The organism is Aequorivita xiaoshiensis (assembly GCF_022008395.1).
Lineage (GTDB): Bacteria > Bacteroidota > Bacteroidia > Flavobacteriales > Flavobacteriaceae > Aequorivita > Aequorivita xiaoshiensis.
The window spans coordinates 44,932-64,104 of record NZ_JAIRBB010000010.1 but is presented as its reverse complement, the minus strand read 5'-3'; the positions used below and the strand labels follow the sequence as shown (position 1 = coordinate 64,104).

The window sequence follows — 19,173 nt, the reverse complement described above, 5'->3', positions numbered from 1 at the left end:
GAATGAGTCTAGTTTCTATTGTTATACCGATTTATAATGCGGAAGAATTTCTAGAGAAATGCTTGAATTCTATTTTAGAGCAAAGTTTTAGAGAGTGGGAACTCATTCTTATTAATGACGGTTCTACAGATCGTAGCTTAGAAATTTGCAAAGCCTACCAAGCTAAGGATACAAGATTTCAAGTTTTTTCACAGCCTAACGCTGGTCCTTCGGCAGCGAGAAACCTAGGTGTCGAAAAATCTAAAACGGAGTATATAGCCTTTGTAGATGCAGACGATTGGTTAGATGAAAACTATTTAAAATTTTTAATAGAGCCATTGTTAAGTGATTCCAAAATAGATATGGTTATATGCGATTATATCGAGCTTTCAAAATATAATCCAAATGGGAATTACCTTCACCATTTGCCAGAAAACTTGAGAAATAGAAAAATTTCTTCTTTCGACTATGCCAATTTCCTTTTTACTGGTGTGAATGGGGTTTTGTGGGGGAAAATATTTAAAAATTCCATAATTAGAAACAATAATTTAAAGCTAGATAGCCGTATTAGACTATCTGAAGACTTAATCTTTATATTAGAGTATTTAATCTATACGAATTATATTTTTTCTATAAGTGATAATTTATATTTCTATAATCGTTTACAGGAAAATAATCTATCTGGCTTGTTAAAAATGAGTCATATAAATGATTTAAAATTGACCAACGAGGCGTTTATGAAATTGGCACCATCTCTAAATATTAATACAGAGAATATCATCAAGATGCGAACAGCTGAACTGTTAAAAAAACTATCCTATGACACAGTACTATCAAAAGGAATATGGAGTTCATCAAAAAAAGAATTGAAACAAATAAGTATATTAACTAATAGATTCAATGATTTGCCGATAGGAAATAAAAAAGATGAAATTCATGTATTTTTACTTCGAAATAAACAATTCCTATTAGATAGAGTTTTTGTAAATGCGTTTGAGAGTCTTAACCTCGCTAGGCTAATGATTAAAAAAAACATATTAAAATGACAAAATATTTAAGTCAAAAATTGACTTTCTTTTCTTTTTGGCTTATCGTGGTGGTTGTTCTATTGCATTCCGTTTCAATGGATACTAACTCCTCAGAATTAACTTTCTTTAAGTACCTGGAATATTTGTTGTCCCTGCAGTTAGCTCAAATAGCGGTGCCTTGTTTTTTTATGATTTCTGGTTATCTATTTTTTATTAAATTAAAAAAAGATGAGGTATGGACATTAAACGATTATGGTTTAAAGTTAAAAAAAAGAGTAAATACGCTTTTAGTTCCTTATATATTATGGTGCTTTATTTGGTTTGGAATAATTTATCTATTACAAACATTACCTGTTACAAAAACCTTTTTTAATCAGCCTTTATATTCACTATCTACGAAAGAGTTTATTTACAATCTTATTGTATATCCATTAAATTACCCATTCTGGTTTTTAAGAGAATTAATGCTTTATGTTATAATTACTCCTATTATTTATATTTTAATTCGAAAATTTAATCTGCTTATTTTTTTCTTATTAATTGGATTCTCAGTTATAAATGAAAGTCTATTTACGTTGGGAGGTATCAAAGTTTTTCATGTTTATCCATTGCTGTTTTACACTATTGTCTGTTATTTGAGCATAAGACAAATAAATATTGAAAAACGATTGAAAGTGCAAATAGTACTTATAGCCTTAGTGTTATGGTTAATCTTGAATAACATTATTATTTATTTTGATTATTATCAACCTCATAAGTTTTTACCGGCACAATTAACATTTATTACAAATCTATTAGGTTGTATGGCTATGTGGTTTGGTTATGATTTTTTAAGCAAATATTTAAACAACCATTACAACTTTTATAAATACAGTTTCTTTATTTTCGCATTTCATGGAATACCTATAGTTTTTCTCAAAAAAATAATTGAGAAATTAGATGTAGATAGTGCCTTGTATAATTTTATACTGTATCTGTTCACTTTTATTTTCATATCAATATTATCCATAATAGTTGGTGTACTCGTGGAAAAGGTAGTCCCAAGAACTTATAATGTTCTAACAGGGAAGAGATAGTTTTATTTATAAAAGAATATTAGAGGTTATGGGGATAAAACAATTCCGGTACGACATTGGATTTTTAAGAGCAATAGCGGTCATTAGCGTTTTGTTTTTTCATTTTAAAGTTCCTTTTTTCGATGGAGGTTTTTTAGGGGTAGATATATTTTTTGTGATTTCGGGTTATTTAATGACCCGAATAGTATTAAATGGTTTTACACGGAATAATTTTTCGCTAAAAGAATTTTATCTCAAACGAGTTAAAAGAATCTTTCCCGTTTTAATAGTTGTAGGGTTTGTCATACTATTAGTTTCTATTTTACTCTTTCTAAACAAAGATGCTGCTCAGAATGCTAAAAATGTGGTGTTCAGCAGTATGTTTATCTCCAATATTTATTATTGGTTGTACAACGGTTATTTTGATTCTGCCTCTCAAGGGAATATATTTTTACACAGTTGGTCACTTTCGGTAGAATGGCAGTTTTATTTAGTCTATCCATTACTCCTGTTAGTCGTTAAACGATTTTATTTAAATAATAGAAAGGCTTTTAATATCGGATTTTTAGGGTTTACATTAATTTCCTTAGTGCTGTGTTTATGGGTAACACAATTCGATAATTCTTTTGCATTTTATATGTTTCCAACAAGAGCTTGGGAAATGACCATAGGAGGGATCGCATTTTTATATGCTACGCCTTTAGAAAATAAATTTGAATATAATCTGCGTCGGGCAATTGTAATAATAGGGTATTTAACGCTGCTTGTTTCAATAGTTCTTATTGACTCATCAGATCTTTGGCCATCTTACTATACGATTATTCCTGCGGTAGCAACATTTCTTATTATTGCCTTTAATATTGATTTTAAGTTCTTGCACTCTAGAGGAGTGCAGTTTTTTGGTGACATATCTTATTCTTTATACTTATGACATTGGCCAGTGTTTATTTTATTTCAATATTTTGGTTTGCTTAACGATTTTAGTGTTATTTATATGACGCTGATCTCGGTATTCCTTTCAGTGCTGTCATATTACTGTATAGAAAAGAATGACTGGTTTTCTTCAGCGAAATTCGTTTCAGTTAGTTTGCCCTTAATTATAGTTTTTGGTACAATTACATTCTTATATCCTAACAATCCATTTAACAAAAGCCTTTCTTTATATGATGATGAATCCTATGCCATAGGAAACTATGCTGATGAATACAATAATAAAATACGAGAAGCGCAGTTCAATTCGTCTAATTGTTTTATTACCATAGGAAATAATATGGAAGACTATAATTGGTCAGGGTGCCTTCAGTTAAGTGATACAAAGAAAAACATACTGCTAATAGGTGACAGTCATGCTGCTCAATTTTCCCAATCCCTTCAAGAGCAAATAGGAGATTTATTAAATATAATGGAGCTCAATGCGGGTATCGTATTTCCTTTTAAAAATCCAAAAGGCCAACCAGAAAGTGTAAAATTGATTAATAGATTTTACAATGAGTTTTTACCAGACCATATTGATGAATTAGATGTTGTTATTCTAAGTTTACATTGGCCTATGTACCGCAACCCTCAAATAGGTTATTCAAAGAAAGAACTTTTAAAGTCATATACTGAATTTTTAAACTATTTTAAAAATAAAGGCGTTTCGGTTCTAGTTATTGGCCAACAGGAAAGTTATACGATTGCATTTTCAAAAATTATTATGTTACAAAAAACATTAGCAAAAGATAATGTAAATCCATTTATAAATAAGTATATAGACGCAGAGACAAATAGGGATATGGAGTGGTTAAAAGAAAATACACCTAATTCACAATATATTGATATTTACGATTTAGAGGAGGTCGTAAAATTAAATGACGAAGGCGTACCGTACATGGTTGATAAAATCACTATAGTAAGATGGGAACGGATCAAGTTGTAAAATCTACCATTATACCAAAATTAATAAAGGAATTATTTTAAATGGGAATCTCTATTCAAAAATCCAATCAACTAAAATCTATTGCTATTTTAATGATGCTGTGTTTGCATCTATTTAACAGAGATTATGATGGTTTATTTCGCCCCCTTATTTTTATAGGTAGTCAACCTTTAAGTTATTATATTTCCTTATTCTCAGATGCTTGTGTGCCTATATTTGCTTTTGTGTCTGGTTATGGTTTGTATTATAGTTATTTAAATAATAAGAACCTATATTTTAAAAAAAATGTTGAAAGGACAAAAAAGCTTTATTTAAGGTATTGGATAATTCTTTTGCTATTTGCGGTATTATTGGGTTGGATTATGGGTACAGATGGCTATCCAGGGAGTTTGCAAAAATTCGCCTTAAACTTTACAGGATTAAAAGGCAGTTATAATGGAGCTTGGTGGTTTTTTACCATTTATATACTGTTTGTTTTTACTTCAAAGTTTTGGTTTAAATTGTTGGATAAAGTTAATCCATATCTTTATTTAGGATTACTATTCGTTATTTATATTGTGGCGTTTTACTTTCGAGTGTATAATTCTAATATCTTTGAGAATCCTATTCTTCACTGGACACATACCCAAACTGCCTTATACTTTTGTACGCTTTTCCAATTTATGCTAGGGAGTTTTGCCTTGAAATATCAATGGCATAAAAAAGTTTCAGATGTTTTTAAAAAAATTAAATGGCCAAATCTAGTTGCTATTTTAGGAATACTATTGTTAATAGTATTTCATGGGATCATCCCAAATTTCATTGTTGCACCTTTTACGGCTTTAGGGTTTATCTTTCTCTTTCTTCAAATGAAACTCGCTAATACACTCGAAAAAGGCTTAGATTTCTTTACTCCCCATGCCACTAACTTATGGTTAATACATATGTTCTTTTACATAATATATTTTAAAGATATTATTTACGCCCCACAATATCCTCTAATAATTTTCACATGGTTGGTTTTATGGTGTTTAGTAGCTTCGGTTATTGTTAATTTTATTTACAATAGAACATATTCACTAATAAAATAAATCGCTTTTTTAAATAGCCAGTAAAATTTATAATTCAGTAACATTGTTTTAATTTACAACATTGCATCTATTTTTAATTTCCTTCAGTCTAGACTCTAGACTCTAGACTGTGATCCCCCTTAGTGGTGTTTCCGTTTAAACCAAAAAAAAGACCACCGTCACGGCAGTCTTTTTTAAAATATAAGTATCTAAATGATTACTTTATCTCAAGTAATTCTAGTTCGAAAGTTAGATCTTGTCCTGCAAGCGGGTGGTTTGCATCAACGATAATAAAATCGTCTTTTACGTCGGCAACGCGAAGTTGACGCTCAGATCCATCAGGGTTTTTAGAAACTAATCCCATACCAACTTCTGGCTTTATTTCTTGCGGTAAGTTTTCATTAGGTATTTTTTGGAAAAGCTCTTTTTGAACATCCCCGTAAGCTTCCTCTTTTGGGATGGTGATGGTTTTCTTCTCATTCACTTTCATATCCACCAACCCCTTTTCAAAACCAGGGATTAAACGGCCTTCCCCAAGCTTAACCTCTAAAGGCTCACGCTGTAGCGAACTATCAAACACCTGTCCGTTGTTTAATTTTCCTGTGTAATGAAGTTTTACGGTTTCATTTCCTTGTACTTGACTCATAAATTTGTTTTTACAATTATTTCAATAAGTGAACAAAACTATAGGTTTGAATTGCCAATTCCACAGAAAATTACCTATAATTCAAAGTTTTAGGTAAATTTTAGGAAAAAGATAAAGAGAAGAGAACAGAGAGAAGAGAAAAAAAGAGGCAAGATTTAGGAACCAAGATTTTGTTTCAAGTATTTATACTGGTTTTTTAGAAATTTATAATTGTCAATTGCTTCCTATATTAATCGCCCTTCACCAAATACCTCAAATTCTATACTAAACTCATAACTCTGAACTCTTAACTCAAAACTCAAAACTCATAACTCTGAACTCACAACTCTGAACTCACAACTCATAACTCATAACTTTACACCATAACTGTATAGTTTTTTTATATAATTTTTAAAGTCGTTAATTCATAATTCCGAATTGACAATTGTGAATATCTATTCTATTTTTATAAAGTCAGTGGTGTTATAATTGATATTTTTGGGCTTTTAAAAAAAATATTATGAGCGTAACTTGGTATGAATGTAAGGTGAAATACAAAAAAACACACGAAACAGGAGAGCAAAAAGTAACAACGGATACTTATCTGCTTGATGCAGTTTCTTATACAGAAGCAGAAGCTAGAATTACCGAAGAGATGAAAACATTTACTGAGGAAGATTTTAGAATAATGAATATAAAAGTAGCCAACTTTTCAGAAGTTCATCCCTTTGAAAATTCTGACCGCTGGTTTAAGTCTAAGGTTTCTTTAGTAGCACTTGACGAAGAAAGTGGGAAAGAGAAAAAGGCAAATATCTACTTGCTAGTTCAGGCAAACGATGTAAAGGAAGCTTTTGATAACACTACAAAAGCTATGGAACAAACCATGGGGGATTATAATATTCCTTCTATCACCGAATCACCAATTGTAGATGTTTTTCCTTATTTTACAGGAGAAGAAGAACAGTTAGAAAAATTTAAAGTACTTGATTCTCCAGAATTGGTTGAACAAGAAAACTAGGGTAGAAGGTTAGAAGAAAGAAAAGAGAACAAAGAACAGAGATTTTGAGTTTATAAATGATTGTATATTTAGAGTATAGTTGGTAGATGCTTTAGCAACAGGACCTAAGACGTAAGACGTAGGACCTAAGGCGTAACAGTCAAGTATAAAGAGACGGAAAATAAGCCTTTAAGTTTCGTAAATTTAAAACAGAGAAAGAGAGACTTGGATAACCATAAATGGAAATGGAGTCTAGTTTCTAGCATCTAGCATCTATCATCTAGCGTCTAGGTTCCAGCATCTAGATTCCAGTATCTGTATTCAAGAGTCAAGAATCAGTAGATTTAGGTTGAGAACAGAGAACAGAAAACAAAGAACAGAGATTTTGAGTTTATAAATGATTGTGTATTTAGAGTGTAGTTGATATATGCTTTAGCAACAGGACTTAAGACGTAAGACGTAGGACCTAAGGCGTAAAAGTCAAGTATAAAGAGACAGAAAATAAGCCTTCAAGTTTCTAAATTTAGAACAGAGAAAGAGAGACTTGGATAACGATAAATGGAAATGGAGTCTAGTTTCTAGCATCTAGCATCTAGATTCCAGCATCTAAACTCAAGAGGTCTTAGCTGTATAATAGCATATTAAAAATGTGTGTCGTATCTTTATTTTAAACTAAATGAATTATGAATAGTAATAGAAAATATGGAATTGGTGGGGGTACTGCGGAAGTGGAATTATCCAAATTAACCGAACCTACGGTAAAACCGTCTCCAATTAGTAAAGAGGAGTATCAAAATAGAATTGATAAAGCTTGTGCAGCATTAAAAAATAACGGATTAGACGCATTATATATCAATGCAGGTACTAACTTATATTACTTTACAAATACCAAATGGAATCCTTCCGAACGCTTAGTAGGGGCAGTTCTGTTTGCTGATGGGAGTTTAAAATACGTGGTTCCTGAGTTTGAGATAGGCACTTTTAACGATTACAAAGGAATCGATGGCGAAATAATTGCTTGGGCTGAACACGAGTGTCCTATACAAAAAATTGCTGATAATATTGAACAGGGGATAAGCCTTGCTTTAGACGATGTTACGCCATTTACCTTAGTTTCTCGTTTTCAAAACCACAAGGTGTTTCAAATTAGCAGCGCCGAAACCCTGATTCGGGATATTAGAATGCTTAAGAGTGATGCTGAAATTGCACAACTTCAATATGCAATGGACTTGACAATGCAAGTGCATAAGGCAACAGCCAAAATATTAAGACCTGGGATTACAACCGCTGAAGTAGAAGATTTTATAAATAAAGCACACAAAAAACTTGGGATTGCAAGTGGTTCGTACTTTTGTATTGTTCTATTTGGAAAGGATTCTAGTTTTCCTCACGGGGTGAAATCGCCAAAACCACTAGAAGAAAATGATATAGTGTTAGTAGATACTGGAGCGCGATTCAATGGATATCTTTCCGATATCACTAGAACTTATGTTTTCGGGGAAGCAACAGCAAAGCAAAAAAAAATCTGGACAAATGAAAAAGACGCACAGCTAGCTGCCTTTAGGGCGGCGGAATTAGGGAAACCTTGCGGACATATTGATGACGAAGTACGCGTACAGCTTGTAAAAGATGGTTTAGGCCCTGATTACGATCTCCCCGGTCTGCCACATAGAACAGGACACGGAATCGGATTAGATATTCACGAACATCCGTTTATTCTTAGAGGGAACGATAATGAGCTGCAAGCGGGAATGACCTTTAGTATAGAACCTATGATTGTTGTACCCAACGAATTTGGAATTCGTCTAGAAGATCATATTTATATGACCAATGCAGGGCCAAAATGGTTTACAGAGCCGGCGCATAGTATTGATAATCCTTTTGGAGTTTAGCGAAATAGCAAAGAACTTTTAAATAGTTGGTTTCAAATTATTAGTTTAGCATTCTTTTAAGTATTAAATTAGGGCCTAATCCTTTAAAGTTGTTATTTTTGCGCACTTTTTTAAATTGAACTTGAATAAATATAATCAGTTAAATCTGATTGAATTGTGATGATTAAAAGCTCTAATAAACAGCCTGATTTTGATAAGTTAACAGTCTATGATAGTGCTGTTCTTGCTTCTAAATACACTGCAAATAAAATCGCAGATCTTATTCTTCAGAAACAAAAAGAAGGTAACCGCGCAATTTTAGGTCTTGCTACGGGTAATACACCTAAAATGGTTTATCAGGAATTGATTCGTTTACATAAGTATGAAGGCTTGAGCTTTAGCAATGTTGTTAGTTTTAACCTGGACGAGTACTATCCAATAAGTGTAAATGACGAGCAGAGCTATACTTATTTTATGAATAACAACTTGTTTAATCATGTTGACATTACACAAGAAAATATTCACATTCCACATACAGACTGCTCTTCAAACCAAATAAGTGAATACTGCTTAGATTACGAAAATAAAATCAAGAGCTATGGTGGCTTAGATTTGCAGTTGTTAGGCATTGGTAGAAACGGCCATATTGGTTTTAATGAGCCAGGTTCTAAATTTGATTCCATTACGAGATTAATCGATTTACATCCGCTAACAAGGGAAGATGCTATCGAGAATTTTGGAGATTTAGATAATGTTCCTTATCAGGCTATTACGATGGGGATTAATACCATTGTTCAAGCTAAAAAAATATTATTGCTAGCATTAGGAGAAAGGAAATCTGAAATAATTAAGAAAGCACTTAACGGTACCATCGCTACTGATGTTCCGTCATCTATACTTCAATCGTTACCACAAGTGGAATACATACTCGATAGAGAAGCAGCAGCAATGATACAGAAATAGCTTGCTTTATTCTCTATTATAAGAATTATTCCAAAGCTCTTATTACTGCATTTACAAATTCTTTACGGCCTTCAACTAGTTCTTTTGAACTAGCTTTTGGCCAAGCTGCAGTTTGCGCGATTACAAGATCTTTACTGGGGTCGATATAAATCATCTGTCCGAATATACCTACAGCAGCATAGCTTCCGCTATTGGAACGCCACCACAAATATCCGTACCCGTCACCTTGCTCGTTTGTTTTATATAGAATAGAAGTGGCATCTTTTACCCATTCTTCAGCTAGAATTTTATTATCCTTTAATTTGCTTTCACTTAGCATAAGTGTTCCTAAGCGTGCAAAATCCCTAAGACTAGCTGAAAGACCGCTGCCGCCAATATTTTCATTGCTGCATTCGTCAGCAAGCCAGTACGCGCAGTGCTCCATTCCCCATGGTTTCCAGATTTTTTCAGAAAGGTATTCAGCCAAACTCTTTCCGGTAGCTTTTTGAACTAGTATCCCGACTAAATCGGTTTCACCAGTACTGTAATTCCAAGTAGTGCCAGGTTTATTTGAAAATTTTAATTGCTTCATATAAGTTAGTATATGCGACTCGGTACCTTCACAAGGCTGTAAGTACATTTGAGCCACATCCGAATTATGATCTTCATAGTCTTCATTCCAAGCAATTCCTGAAGTCATATTTAGTAATTGTCGTACACTTACTTCTCCATAATCGTATCCATCTAGTTCACTTATATATTTTTTTAAAGGATCGTCTAAACTTTCAATGTCACCTTCTTTTAGTGCAACTCCAACTAACATAGAAGAAACAGATTTGGCAACAGAAAAGGAAGTCCACAAGGTTTCTTTATCAATTCCATTTGAATACACTTCGAGTTTAATTTTATTGTTTTGAATTACAATTACTCCTTGAACGTGATTGTCGCTCATATATGAAGTTAAAGTTGTTTTATCATCCCAAATTGGTGTAATATTTTCAGTTTTTTCTAATGAAGAACTTTCACTAGCTCCTGAAACAAATATGCTAGGATAAAGTTCGTGCATTATAGGAAAGCGTCTCTCTTTTTCTTCTTGCGACCAAAAGAGCAAACTCTCAAGTTTCTGCCCCATGGTTTCTCCGGGAATGTTTGCGATTTCAGCCTTAGCTTGCTCTGTCGTTAGAGTTGTACAATCTTGAGCAGCTACTGTTAGCGAAGCCATCGCTAAACAAGTAGATAATATGAAGTTTTTGTAATGAATCATTATTAAAGTGAGTTTGTAAAGTTAACTATATGACTTTGATTAACATCTTGAGAATATGGCTGTCATTTACTTTCCGATGCAATATCTTTCTAGCCTTGTCTATAAAGGAGTTACGAGGTTTAGGCAACGTATAAGCAACAAAAACTATTTACTTTTGACTAATGAAGGAATAAAGATAGGCAAGATGAGGTGGTAAAAATAAAAAAACCGCCCTCAAATGAGAACGGTTTTCGAAGAAAACGTCAATCGCTTTTACGCAACTGTTACAGAACCTAAATGGGTACTATTGGAAACTTTTGTGCCATCTGCTGAAACAAATCCTAAATACACCTCTACAACGTCTCCGGTATATTCGGCCGGCAATGTTAGGGTTTCAGATCCGATTGGCCTTGCGGGACCACTTGTAGTGTAAATACTCTCTTTCTTGTCCGGATTCAAGATTAGGATTAGAGATTTGTCGGTCGCAAGTGCGTTTCCGCTACCAGAGTTATCATCCCAAGTAATGTCAATTTCTGCTGGAGTTGTTGAAGCCGCAGTTCCATTGGCTACACCTTTTAGATTTCCGCGGCTCACCAATGCGTTGGGATAATCTATCGTGTAGTTTGGATACGCTCCAAGTACAGCGTTAAACAGGTTGTAAGACATCGCAGCGTTGAATTCGGTCATTTTGATTGCGTATTGCTTAAAACCTACTCGTAGGAAATCTGTCATCGGCTGAAGGAAATGAAGCACTTTGGCAAACTTAGATCGCTGGTCTAATTGTCCTTCAGTTTTGGGGTTCGCTACACTGGAAGGTTTGATTCTTAGGTAATCGATGCCCTTCCAGGTCCCACCGATTACATTCCCGATTTTTCCAGATACACCACCGAGAATACCTTGATTGATAATTGCCATAATTTTTATGTATTAATGGGTTAAACAAATATTCGGACTTGGCACGGACTTTATACGGCGTCGTCCTTATACATCTAAATTACTTCAATTAATGTGCGGAGCTCTGGTAGCGGGGGGTGTTGCTTTTACTTGCTTTGTTTTGCCTTTCAGAAATGGATTTTCTTATAAATGAAGAGTTTAAAATGCATCTGATTTATACATCAGTTGTCGAAGGATGGCCTTTTTCGCGGTATCAATCAGTTTTAGAGTCAGCTTTAGTTTTTGTTCATTGAGTTCTAAAGATTTTAGGGCTTGGATGGATTGGTTGAATCTTTCAAAATTTCTGGATGCGATAGATTCACTTTTCTCAAGATGGGTTTTCACATCTCCAATGGTTATAGACGGAATCACGGATCCTTTCAAAAAGTAATGGAATGATTTTGATTTCCATAATCCGGAACATAACCAGTACATAAAATCTCTGTGGATTTCGCCGGTTGTAGTGCAGACAAAGCAATTCGGACAAGATTCCTTTAATGGTTTTCCACTGTTTAATCCTTTATTGAGTATAAAGAAATGTGGTTTGGAATAGGTGAGGGGTAGTCTGTGAGTTTTGATTCGGAACGTTTTCATATAAAAGCTTTTTAGAATTGGCTTCTTTTTGCTTCGCATTAATTTTTTTCAGAAGAGAAAATCAGAAGCGAAAAAAAAGAAAAGAGAAAGCTTTCGTTTAGGCGGGTTTGCTGGGGTTGTCAAGGTTTTTGAATGAAAATACTATCCAGCCAGAGGCGGATGGAGATTTTCATCAAAACCCGGAGGGCTTGACCTTGAAAACCCGTGGTGGCTGAAGAATGGGGCAACCCGCCTATCTTTGCTGACCTCTTTTATTAATTTTTAGGGGAACGACTAAAAAAAAGAGCCCCCTAAAAAGGGAGCTCTGTGAGGCAGCACTCTAGCCAAAGGATGCGCAACGTATACTCCTTGAAGCCTACGTAATGCACACCAATGAAGAACGGACTGCCCGAGGTGCGTATGCCCGCCAACAACCACCGGCTGCCTAAACGGACTCTAAATAAAAACTTGAACATAATGCCTTATGCCACAGGATCGGTGCGACTGATGCAAGGGCTGTTAAAAAAAATACTACCCGTGTGTTAAGAGCGTAACAATCAGGTGGAAACCATAGTATCATTAACAGTGAAAATTTGAATGCAAGCAAGAAGCGAGGGTGGAGATTTTTTTTTAAAACAGGCGAAGCGAACCCTTGCAGCTCTCGCATCCGCACGCCTGTACCTTTGCTTTATGTTGGAGTTTTTACTTCTCTATAACGAAATGTTGATTTGATTCCGAATTAAAAGTGGGGTTATTGTTTTTAAGTAAATCGGATGAATAGGGATAATGTATTTGATTGTAGAAGTCAGATAGTGGTAAGTTTCATATTCAAGTCGGAAGTTCGTTTTAAATAGAAATTAATCGGAGTCAACAATGATTATCAGATGACCATTCTTAAATGATCAAGTGGATGTTTATTCTGATTCGATTGAATTTTATTGGGCAGGTAAACCAAAGCGGAGCTATAGTGGAAGCAAGGAATGGAGAGTAACGGAATGGATTGCTGGAAGTATAATGCGAGCCGCCTGCGAGCGGAGCAAGGGTGGTGGCTGCAGAAGCCCGAGGAAGGAGGGCGGCAGACGCCTACCGTTTACGGCAGGGCTGGCGCGATTTTTTGCTTCCGGGTAGGGAAAGGCAAGGGTAGCGATTGAACGCAACGAAACGATGCCGGAGCCGGAATGGAGCAATGCCTTGACATCTATCTAATTGAAGTGTTTTTATTGAGTATAAAATCGTCAAAAAAAGATTGAAGTGAATTTAATGGCATTGCGAAATGGAGGTACGTAGGCTCGTGTAGTGGAGAGAATGAGCTACTCTTGCGCGGGTTGCTGAAAGTGGGTGATTGTAGAGAGAGAGGCACGATCGAACGAAAAGAACCTACTGAAAGCAAATGGCGGATTGCAAAAAACGTGACAGCCCGATCAGCCCGAAGCGACCCGCAGGCTCGCACAATTAACAAGTGGCGGCAGACCCCCAATTAAAAAAGTGGTGAGCGCAGCGAACACCTTATTAGGGTTTGGGGGGATGGAGTAGCCACGGGTGAGGAAGGAGAGTAGCGTGTGAAGCAAAACAAGTGAACGGCAGGTGGCGAGCACCCACTGGAGCGCAAGACACCTGGCAAGTGAACGGTATATGCAAGGGCGACCGCAGGGAGTTCATTTTACCCTTGCAGATATGTTTTTGCGGAACAAAGCGGAAGGACTGACGAACACCGCTTTACCTGCGTTTGGATGCGCGTGGGAAAAAGCAAGGGTGCGACTGATTGAGGTGGAGAGCAACGGAACCGATTGAAGGAGTACTCTTGCTGCGCGTTGCTGAAAGTGGGTGATTGTAGAGAGTGAGGCACGAACGAACGAAAAGAACCGACTGGAAGCAAATGGCTGTGCGGTGGGTTTTTTTCCTTAAATTGGAATCATCTAATTCCGCTATAGAAGGAATAAGGTTAGCTTTAGTGGTGAGGAAATTAGGGTCAGTATATTAAGCACAATAATACAATATTATTTGTGATGTCAAAACCAAACTGGAAGTTCAACCAATGGTTCAATAATTAATGATAATGCTATTAATGGTTCATAAAAAAAAGCAGAAACGGCAATGGCTAATGAAATAGGTGAATTTCTTGCCGTAGTAGTTAATGTCAGGCTTACCCTGTCTGAATAGCTAAACTTTAGGGATTTGCCTGAGGATTTGACCAATAAAAAATATCACAATAAAAATATCAGTAGAGGAATGAGCAATTTATAAATGACATCTGGGTTGTCTATTAAGTTTTTGAAGCGAACATAGCAACAACCGCCAGAGCAAGGAACATTTTTTTCGTTCGAGAAAAACAATCTTTTTGAAGCCAAGATAAGTATGCGGATGTTATAAATCCTTCCGTTGTATTCTCACAGCATTCAATATAGCCAAAAGAGCTACACCCACATCTGCGATAACGGCTTCCCATAAAGTAGCAACACCGCCTGCACCTAATGCAAGTACTATAATTTTGACTGTCATAGCGAGAATGATATTTTGCCAGACAATGTTTTTGGTGATTTTACCCGCCTTTATTGCTGCAACGATCTTTGACGGCTGGTCGTTTTGAATAACTACATCTGCTGTTTCGATGGTGGCATCACTACCGAGACCGCCCATTGCAATACCAACATCGGCGAGGGCAATAACCGGAGCATCGTTAACACCATCGCCTACAAAGGCCAATTTTACTCCTTCTTTTTTAAGAGCCTCCACTTTCTCCACTTTTTCGTCCGGAAGCAGGCCACCATAAGCTTCATCAATTCCCAAAACTTTTGCCACCTGATCTACCACTGTTTGTTTATCACCAGATAACATTACGGTTTTTATGTTTAGACGGTGCATTTCCTTGATGGCCTGATATGCATCTTCCTTTATTTCATCGGCAATAGTGATATAACCGGCGTACTTATTATCAATGGACAATACCACTATGGTATCTACAATCTGTTCGACTTCGGCAGGATAAGCTATGTCATATTTCTTTAAAAGTTTAAGGTTTCCAGCCAATACTTCCTTATTACCAACGATGCCTTTCAAGCCGTGTCCTGCTATTTCTTCAATGTTTGAAGTTTGTAGGCCTTGGTGTTTATTATCGGCATAATCCGTTACAGCTATGGCTATGGGATGGGTCGAGTTCTTTTCCAAAGCTGCTGCTACTTTGATCAGTTCTTCTTTTTCAATTCCTTGGGGTACTACTTGCTGAACTTTAAAGACCCCTTTGGTCAAGGTGCCTGTTTTGTCCATCACCACTGTTTTTACTTGGGTCATAACATCCAAATAGTTTCCGCCTTTGAACAGGATTCCATTTCGGGAAGCAAGGCCGATACCTCCAAAGTAGCCCAGAGGTATGGAAACAACCAATGCACAGGGGCAACTGATCACCAAGAATACCAAGGCACGATAAAACCATTCCCGAAACACATAATCATCCACAAAAAATATTGGGGTTACACAAAGTGCCAGTGCAAGGAAAAATACGATTGGGGTATATACTTTGGCAAAACGGGATATGAAGAGTTGGGTCTGTGATTTACGTGCGGTGGCATCCTGTACCATTTCCAAGATTTTGCTGAGTTTACTATCCCTAAACAGGGCGGTTACCTTTACTTCTGCAAGTGTGTTTTGATTGATCATCCCGGCCAGTACCTGTTCACCTTTATATTTGGTATCTGGTTTGCTCTCCCCTGTTAATGCCGCAGTGTTGAAAGAGGCTTTTTCAGAAATGAGATCACCATCCAAGGCAACCTTTTCACCAGGTTTCACTTGTATCTTTTCTCCTATTTCTACTTCTGAAGGATGTATAACCTGTGATTTTCCGTTTCTTAGAACGATAACTTCATCAGGCCTTATATCAAGCAAGGCTTTAATGCTTCTTTTGGCGCGCTTAACTGCCGAGTCCTGAAACCATTCGCCTATTTGGTAAAATACCATTACGGCAACACCTTCTTCATATTCTCCAATGATGAATGCGCCGATTGTTGCCACACTCATCAATACAAATTCATTGAAGAAATCGCCTCTTTTTGACTTTCGCCAAGCGAGATCTAAAACTTTTCTTCCGGCGAGAATATAAGCAATGAGGTTAATTGCCAATAAAGGTATAGTGGGTATGTCGAGGTTAAACCCATATTCCAATGTTAACAGTATAACCAAAATCAGCAAGGCAAGCAGAAGGTCCCAGTGGGTTTTCCAGCCTGTTTTTTCTTTATTAACTTTTGGGCTTAAGTGCCGGGATGTAGCTGCTTTCATTTTATTAAAATTTTCTTTAAAGATACTTTAAAAGGTTATGCACAGGAATTGCATTTGCATCAGCATTCATCTTTTCTTGTTAACTGGATAGGAGGACAGGGCAAAGAACCATAAGAACAGTAAACGCAACAGTCACCTTCTTTTGGTTTTAGAACAGTTTTACACTTCTCACATTCATAAAAGAATTGACAGGAATTTGTTGGCATATCTTCTACTTTTTTGTGTCCGCAGTTTGGACAGGTAATTTCTGATTTTAATATAGCTTCCATTGATTTTTATTTTTGGTGTTTACTGTCAGTACCATAATTTTAATTTTTAGTCAATGCATTGACTTTATAGGTGATAAAATCGCATTTTATAGACTATTTTCAATTCAATTTTAATAGACATTAAAAAAATTACATTGCATTTGCTAATCATTTATGGGATTTCTATTATTTATTTTTTTAAATTTCAATTCTCAATATGGTTTTACCTGCTTTTCTTTTTCATATACAGTCCGATGTAATACATTATCGTAATGCTCACTCCCATAAGTCCAAATAGAAAATTTTTCAAAATCTGTTCAGAATCTCCCATCTCAACTATTTGTTGAAAAGCTATCTTAAAGGTATTCCACCAACTTAATAAGCCTCCTGCATTATCATACATAAATATTGAAATGGCCAAGGGTTGAATTAGCACGATAGATATTATAAACCCAAAAAAAAGAGCGACCCAAAATTTAATCGTAACCAATGCTTTATATTTTTGCCGTATCATTTTGTGTTATATCCAATCCAATTTTTAGCCTCTTCCTTTTGGTCTAAATTGAAATACTTAATTTCTGCCTTGGTAAAAGGCTTCATAAATTGGGTTATCCAATTCTGCCATTTTTTATCTCCAACCATAGCAATCTTTTCATAGTCCCTGGCGTGGGCTGTGTCCATTTTAAGGTCTTCCCATAAACCAGGTAAATCCCAACCCGTGAAGTTGTCCATCTCAAAATACCAACGGACTTTCATTCCCTTGTCCAGTATGGCGTGGATAAGTGGATGGATTTTTTCTATATCTTCTTTTCTCAATTTGCCCGAAGCTTTTGTTGCAACAATATTTTTTTCTTTTAATTCGATTATCTGTAACATTTTATATAGTTTTTAATTGATAATTATCCTTCTAAATCGTAAAACCATTCTTCCGCCCTTATGATGCCTTCCGATAAAGCTTCTTTTGCTGAAATATCTTTTTTTTCAATTAGTTATTTTGCTATGGACAGGGCTTTTTTACGGACAATAGGATTTAAGGCATCTAGGTCAGTTTTAAAATCTTCGAACATCCAATCCATAGCTTCATTTTAATGGTTAAAAAGTTCCTTTTCTTTTTCAGGGTCTATTTCATCCTTTGACTTTTTGTCCAAAAAATAATCAAGCACAATACCCACGATAATAGCACCTACGAACGCTGCATAAACCTGCCAATTAAATTGGATTATCAGTGATAGACTTATAAGTATCGCCAAAATGGGTAAAATCGGCACTCGTCTTATAGCCAAAGGAACTTTAAATGGTCGTTCTTGCTCTGGTGCTTTAAACCGAAGCACGATAAGTGCGACATTTACGGCAACAAAAACAAGCAAAGCACCCAATGACGACATTCCTGCAACAATCTTAATATCGCCCAACAATAAAAATCCGGCAACTGCTGCCATAACTATAATGGTAGTGACCCACGGTACTTTCTGTGCATTGGTTTTGGTCATAAACTTTGGAAGTTCGCCCACGCTTGCCATTCCAAAAAGCAATCTACTTATGGATATGATACCACTAAAAGCAGCATTAGCCGTAGCAAAAAGTGCAGCAATAGCCAATACCACAGGCAACCAATTGTTGAGATTGGAAGCTGCAAGCGATAGTGGCGAATCCACATTTGCCAAAGCGGAAGGGTCTGCAATGTTCAAAACCGTAAAAGCAATAAATAAGTAAATTGTAGTAGTTATTACCATAGTCATTAAAAATGCGCGGGGTATTGTTTTTCCCGGGTTCTTAACTTCCGAACCCAAAGCTGCCATATGTTCAAAACCGGTATAGATAAAGAACAATGTAGCTGTGGCCGCCAAAGTTCCAGAAATCGATTCCACCTGAAAGAATTCTGCTTTGGGTGGACCAGTTTCCAAAAGCCCAAATACTATCAATAATAACAATCCCAAAAGTTGAATGCTGACCATAATAATATTTGCTGTCGACGATTTTGTGATGCCTGTAATACTAATTAATGACAACACCAATAAAATGCCATAACTTATTAGAAGAGAGGGCATATTAAAAAACGTATTGAAATATCCCGAAAAGGCAAGTAGCACCGCTGCAATTGTGGCCGAACTATGAAACGCAATCGTCCAACCTGTTAGAAACGATGGAATGTCGATTTTTGGAAACGCTTTCCGTACAAAAATGAATTCCGCACCGGCGTTGGGATAGGTAGAGGATAACTCTGCATAGGACATTGCCGAGACACTTGCTGCAATGGCAGCAAAGATAAAACTTAACCAGAGGTCTGTTCCCGCTTGTCCAGCTGCTGCGCCGATTACCGTGTAAATTCCTGCGCCCACAATGGTGCCAACGCCATAAAAAGTGAGTCGAAGTGTTCCCAATGATTTTTTTAATTCTGCCATATTTTTTAGTTAAAGAGGGTGAAAGAAACCTGAACTGGACC

Annotated in this window: 17 protein-coding genes; 8 read left to right on the top strand and 9 right to left on the bottom strand. The window is 36.0% G+C overall.

What is annotated here, in order from left to right; all coding sequences use genetic code 11:
• Positions 1 to 2: 2 nt before the first annotated feature.
• The 5 genes from K8344_RS11055 (at position 3) to K8344_RS11035 (ending at position 5,050) form a co-directional block, all read left to right on the top strand.
• Complete coding sequence (locus K8344_RS11055) at positions 3 to 1,025, top strand: glycosyltransferase family 2 protein (protein WP_237608746.1); 1,023 nt, start codon at positions 3 to 5, stop codon at positions 1,023 to 1,025.
• Entirely contained in the window at positions 1,022 to 2,083 is a 1,062-nt protein-coding gene (locus K8344_RS11050; protein ID WP_237608745.1) for an acyltransferase family protein, read from the top strand. The genes K8344_RS11055 and K8344_RS11050 overlap by 4 nt, the downstream gene beginning before the upstream one ends.
• A gap of 28 nt (positions 2,084 to 2,111) precedes the next feature.
• Positions 2,112 to 2,993 (top strand): acyltransferase family protein, encoded by an 882-nt coding sequence (locus K8344_RS11045; protein ID WP_237608744.1) that lies wholly within the window; start codon positions 2,112 to 2,114, stop codon positions 2,991 to 2,993.
• A 63-nt stretch (positions 2,994 to 3,056) separates the two neighbouring features.
• On the top strand, positions 3,057 to 3,980 hold the full coding sequence (locus K8344_RS11040) for an SGNH hydrolase domain-containing protein (protein ID WP_237608743.1): 924 nt from the start codon (positions 3,057 to 3,059) through the stop codon (positions 3,978 to 3,980).
• A gap of 41 nt (positions 3,981 to 4,021) precedes the next feature.
• Positions 4,022 to 5,050, top strand: coding sequence for an acyltransferase family protein (locus tag K8344_RS11035; RefSeq protein WP_237608742.1), 1,029 nt, complete (start codon positions 4,022 to 4,024; stop codon positions 5,048 to 5,050).
• 196 nt (positions 5,051 to 5,246) lie between these two features.
• Here the strand turns inward: K8344_RS11035 and K8344_RS11030 are convergent, their stop codons facing one another.
• Entirely contained in the window at positions 5,247 to 5,675 is a 429-nt protein-coding gene (locus K8344_RS11030) for an FKBP-type peptidyl-prolyl cis-trans isomerase (protein ID WP_139856295.1), read from the bottom strand.
• Between the two features lie 499 nt (positions 5,676 to 6,174).
• Here K8344_RS11030 and K8344_RS11025 point away from each other — a divergent pair, with 499 nt between their 5' ends.
• The 3 genes from K8344_RS11025 to nagB all read left to right on the top strand — a co-directional run bounded on the left by K8344_RS11025 (position 6,175) and on the right by nagB (position 9,485).
• Positions 6,175 to 6,672 (top strand): DUF4494 domain-containing protein, encoded by a 498-nt coding sequence (locus K8344_RS11025; protein ID WP_237608741.1) that lies wholly within the window; start codon positions 6,175 to 6,177, stop codon positions 6,670 to 6,672.
• A gap of 662 nt (positions 6,673 to 7,334) precedes the next feature.
• On the top strand, positions 7,335 to 8,543 hold the full coding sequence (locus tag K8344_RS11020; RefSeq protein ID WP_237608740.1) for a M24 family metallopeptidase: 1,209 nt from the start codon (positions 7,335 to 7,337) through the stop codon (positions 8,541 to 8,543).
• Positions 8,544 to 8,702: 159 nt separating this feature from the next.
• A complete protein-coding gene (nagB, locus tag K8344_RS11015) occupies positions 8,703 to 9,485 on the top strand; it encodes a glucosamine-6-phosphate deaminase (RefSeq protein WP_237608739.1) in 783 nt (260 codons plus the stop codon).
• 25 nt (positions 9,486 to 9,510) lie between these two features.
• Here nagB and K8344_RS11010 read toward each other — a convergent pair whose 3' ends face one another.
• From K8344_RS11010 to K8344_RS10975, 8 genes are all read right to left on the bottom strand, one after another.
• Positions 9,511 to 10,728, bottom strand: coding sequence for a serine hydrolase domain-containing protein (locus K8344_RS11010; RefSeq protein ID WP_237608738.1), 1,218 nt, complete (start codon positions 10,726 to 10,728; stop codon positions 9,511 to 9,513).
• Between the two features lie 252 nt (positions 10,729 to 10,980).
• Entirely contained in the window at positions 10,981 to 11,622 is a 642-nt protein-coding gene (locus K8344_RS11005) for a DUF6266 family protein (protein WP_237608737.1), read from the bottom strand.
• Between the two features lie 177 nt (positions 11,623 to 11,799).
• Positions 11,800 to 12,234 carry a DUF6943 family protein gene (locus K8344_RS11000; protein ID WP_237608736.1) on the bottom strand — a complete coding sequence of 145 codons (435 nt, stop codon included), beginning with the start codon at positions 12,232 to 12,234 and terminating at the stop codon, positions 11,800 to 11,802.
• 2,343 nt (positions 12,235 to 14,577) lie between these two features.
• Positions 14,578 to 16,482 carry a heavy metal translocating P-type ATPase gene (locus K8344_RS10995; protein WP_237608735.1) on the bottom strand — a complete coding sequence of 635 codons (1,905 nt, stop codon included), beginning with the start codon at positions 16,480 to 16,482 and terminating at the stop codon, positions 14,578 to 14,580.
• A gap of 59 nt (positions 16,483 to 16,541) precedes the next feature.
• A complete protein-coding gene (locus tag K8344_RS10990) occupies positions 16,542 to 16,751 on the bottom strand; it encodes a GDCCVxC domain-containing (seleno)protein (protein ID WP_073217619.1) in 210 nt (69 codons plus the stop codon).
• A gap of 202 nt (positions 16,752 to 16,953) precedes the next feature.
• Positions 16,954 to 17,151, bottom strand: a complete 198-nt coding sequence (locus K8344_RS10985; protein WP_237608734.1) for a hypothetical protein — start codon at positions 17,149 to 17,151, stop codon at positions 16,954 to 16,956.
• 89 nt (positions 17,152 to 17,240) lie between these two features.
• Positions 17,241 to 17,606, bottom strand: coding sequence for a SpoIIAA family protein (locus K8344_RS10980; RefSeq protein ID WP_237608733.1), 366 nt, complete (start codon positions 17,604 to 17,606; stop codon positions 17,241 to 17,243).
• A gap of 209 nt (positions 17,607 to 17,815) precedes the next feature.
• Positions 17,816 to 19,132 (bottom strand): APC family permease, encoded by a 1,317-nt coding sequence (locus K8344_RS10975; RefSeq protein ID WP_237608732.1) that lies wholly within the window; start codon positions 19,130 to 19,132, stop codon positions 17,816 to 17,818.
• Between the last annotated feature and the right edge of the window lie 41 nt (positions 19,133 to 19,173).

What these genes read in the sequence shown, in the direction of transcription:
- K8344_RS11055 (WP_237608746.1), top strand. Translation starts at nt 3, where the DNA reads ATGAGTCTAGTTTCTATTGTTATACCGATTTATAATGCGGAAGAATTT.
- K8344_RS11050 (WP_237608745.1), top strand. Translation starts at nt 1,022, where the DNA reads ATGACAAAATATTTAAGTCAAAAATTGACTTTCTTTTCTTTTTGGCTT.
- K8344_RS11045 (WP_237608744.1), top strand. Translation starts at nt 2,112, where the DNA reads ATGGGGATAAAACAATTCCGGTACGACATTGGATTTTTAAGAGCAATA.
- K8344_RS11040 (WP_237608743.1), top strand. Translation starts at nt 3,057, where the DNA reads ATGACGCTGATCTCGGTATTCCTTTCAGTGCTGTCATATTACTGTATA.
- K8344_RS11035 (WP_237608742.1), top strand. Translation starts at nt 4,022, where the DNA reads ATGGGAATCTCTATTCAAAAATCCAATCAACTAAAATCTATTGCTATT.
- K8344_RS11030 (WP_139856295.1), bottom strand. Translation starts at nt 5,675, where the DNA reads ATGAGTCAAGTACAAGGAAATGAAACCGTAAAACTTCATTACACAGGA.
- K8344_RS11025 (WP_237608741.1), top strand. Translation starts at nt 6,175, where the DNA reads ATGAGCGTAACTTGGTATGAATGTAAGGTGAAATACAAAAAAACACAC.
- K8344_RS11020 (WP_237608740.1), top strand. Translation starts at nt 7,335, where the DNA reads ATGAATAGTAATAGAAAATATGGAATTGGTGGGGGTACTGCGGAAGTG.
- nagB (WP_237608739.1), top strand. Translation starts at nt 8,703, where the DNA reads ATGATTAAAAGCTCTAATAAACAGCCTGATTTTGATAAGTTAACAGTC.
- K8344_RS11010 (WP_237608738.1), bottom strand. Translation starts at nt 10,728, where the DNA reads ATGATTCATTACAAAAACTTCATATTATCTACTTGTTTAGCGATGGCT.
- K8344_RS11005 (WP_237608737.1), bottom strand. Translation starts at nt 11,622, where the DNA reads ATGGCAATTATCAATCAAGGTATTCTCGGTGGTGTATCTGGAAAAATC.
- K8344_RS11000 (WP_237608736.1), bottom strand. Translation starts at nt 12,234, where the DNA reads ATGAAAACGTTCCGAATCAAAACTCACAGACTACCCCTCACCTATTCC.
- K8344_RS10995 (WP_237608735.1), bottom strand. Translation starts at nt 16,482, where the DNA reads ATGAAAGCAGCTACATCCCGGCACTTAAGCCCAAAAGTTAATAAAGAA.
- K8344_RS10990 (WP_073217619.1), bottom strand. Translation starts at nt 16,751, where the DNA reads ATGGAAGCTATATTAAAATCAGAAATTACCTGTCCAAACTGCGGACAC.
- K8344_RS10980 (WP_237608733.1), bottom strand. Translation starts at nt 17,606, where the DNA reads ATGTTACAGATAATCGAATTAAAAGAAAAAAATATTGTTGCAACAAAA.
- K8344_RS10975 (WP_237608732.1), bottom strand. Translation starts at nt 19,132, where the DNA reads ATGGCAGAATTAAAAAAATCATTGGGAACACTTCGACTCACTTTTTAT.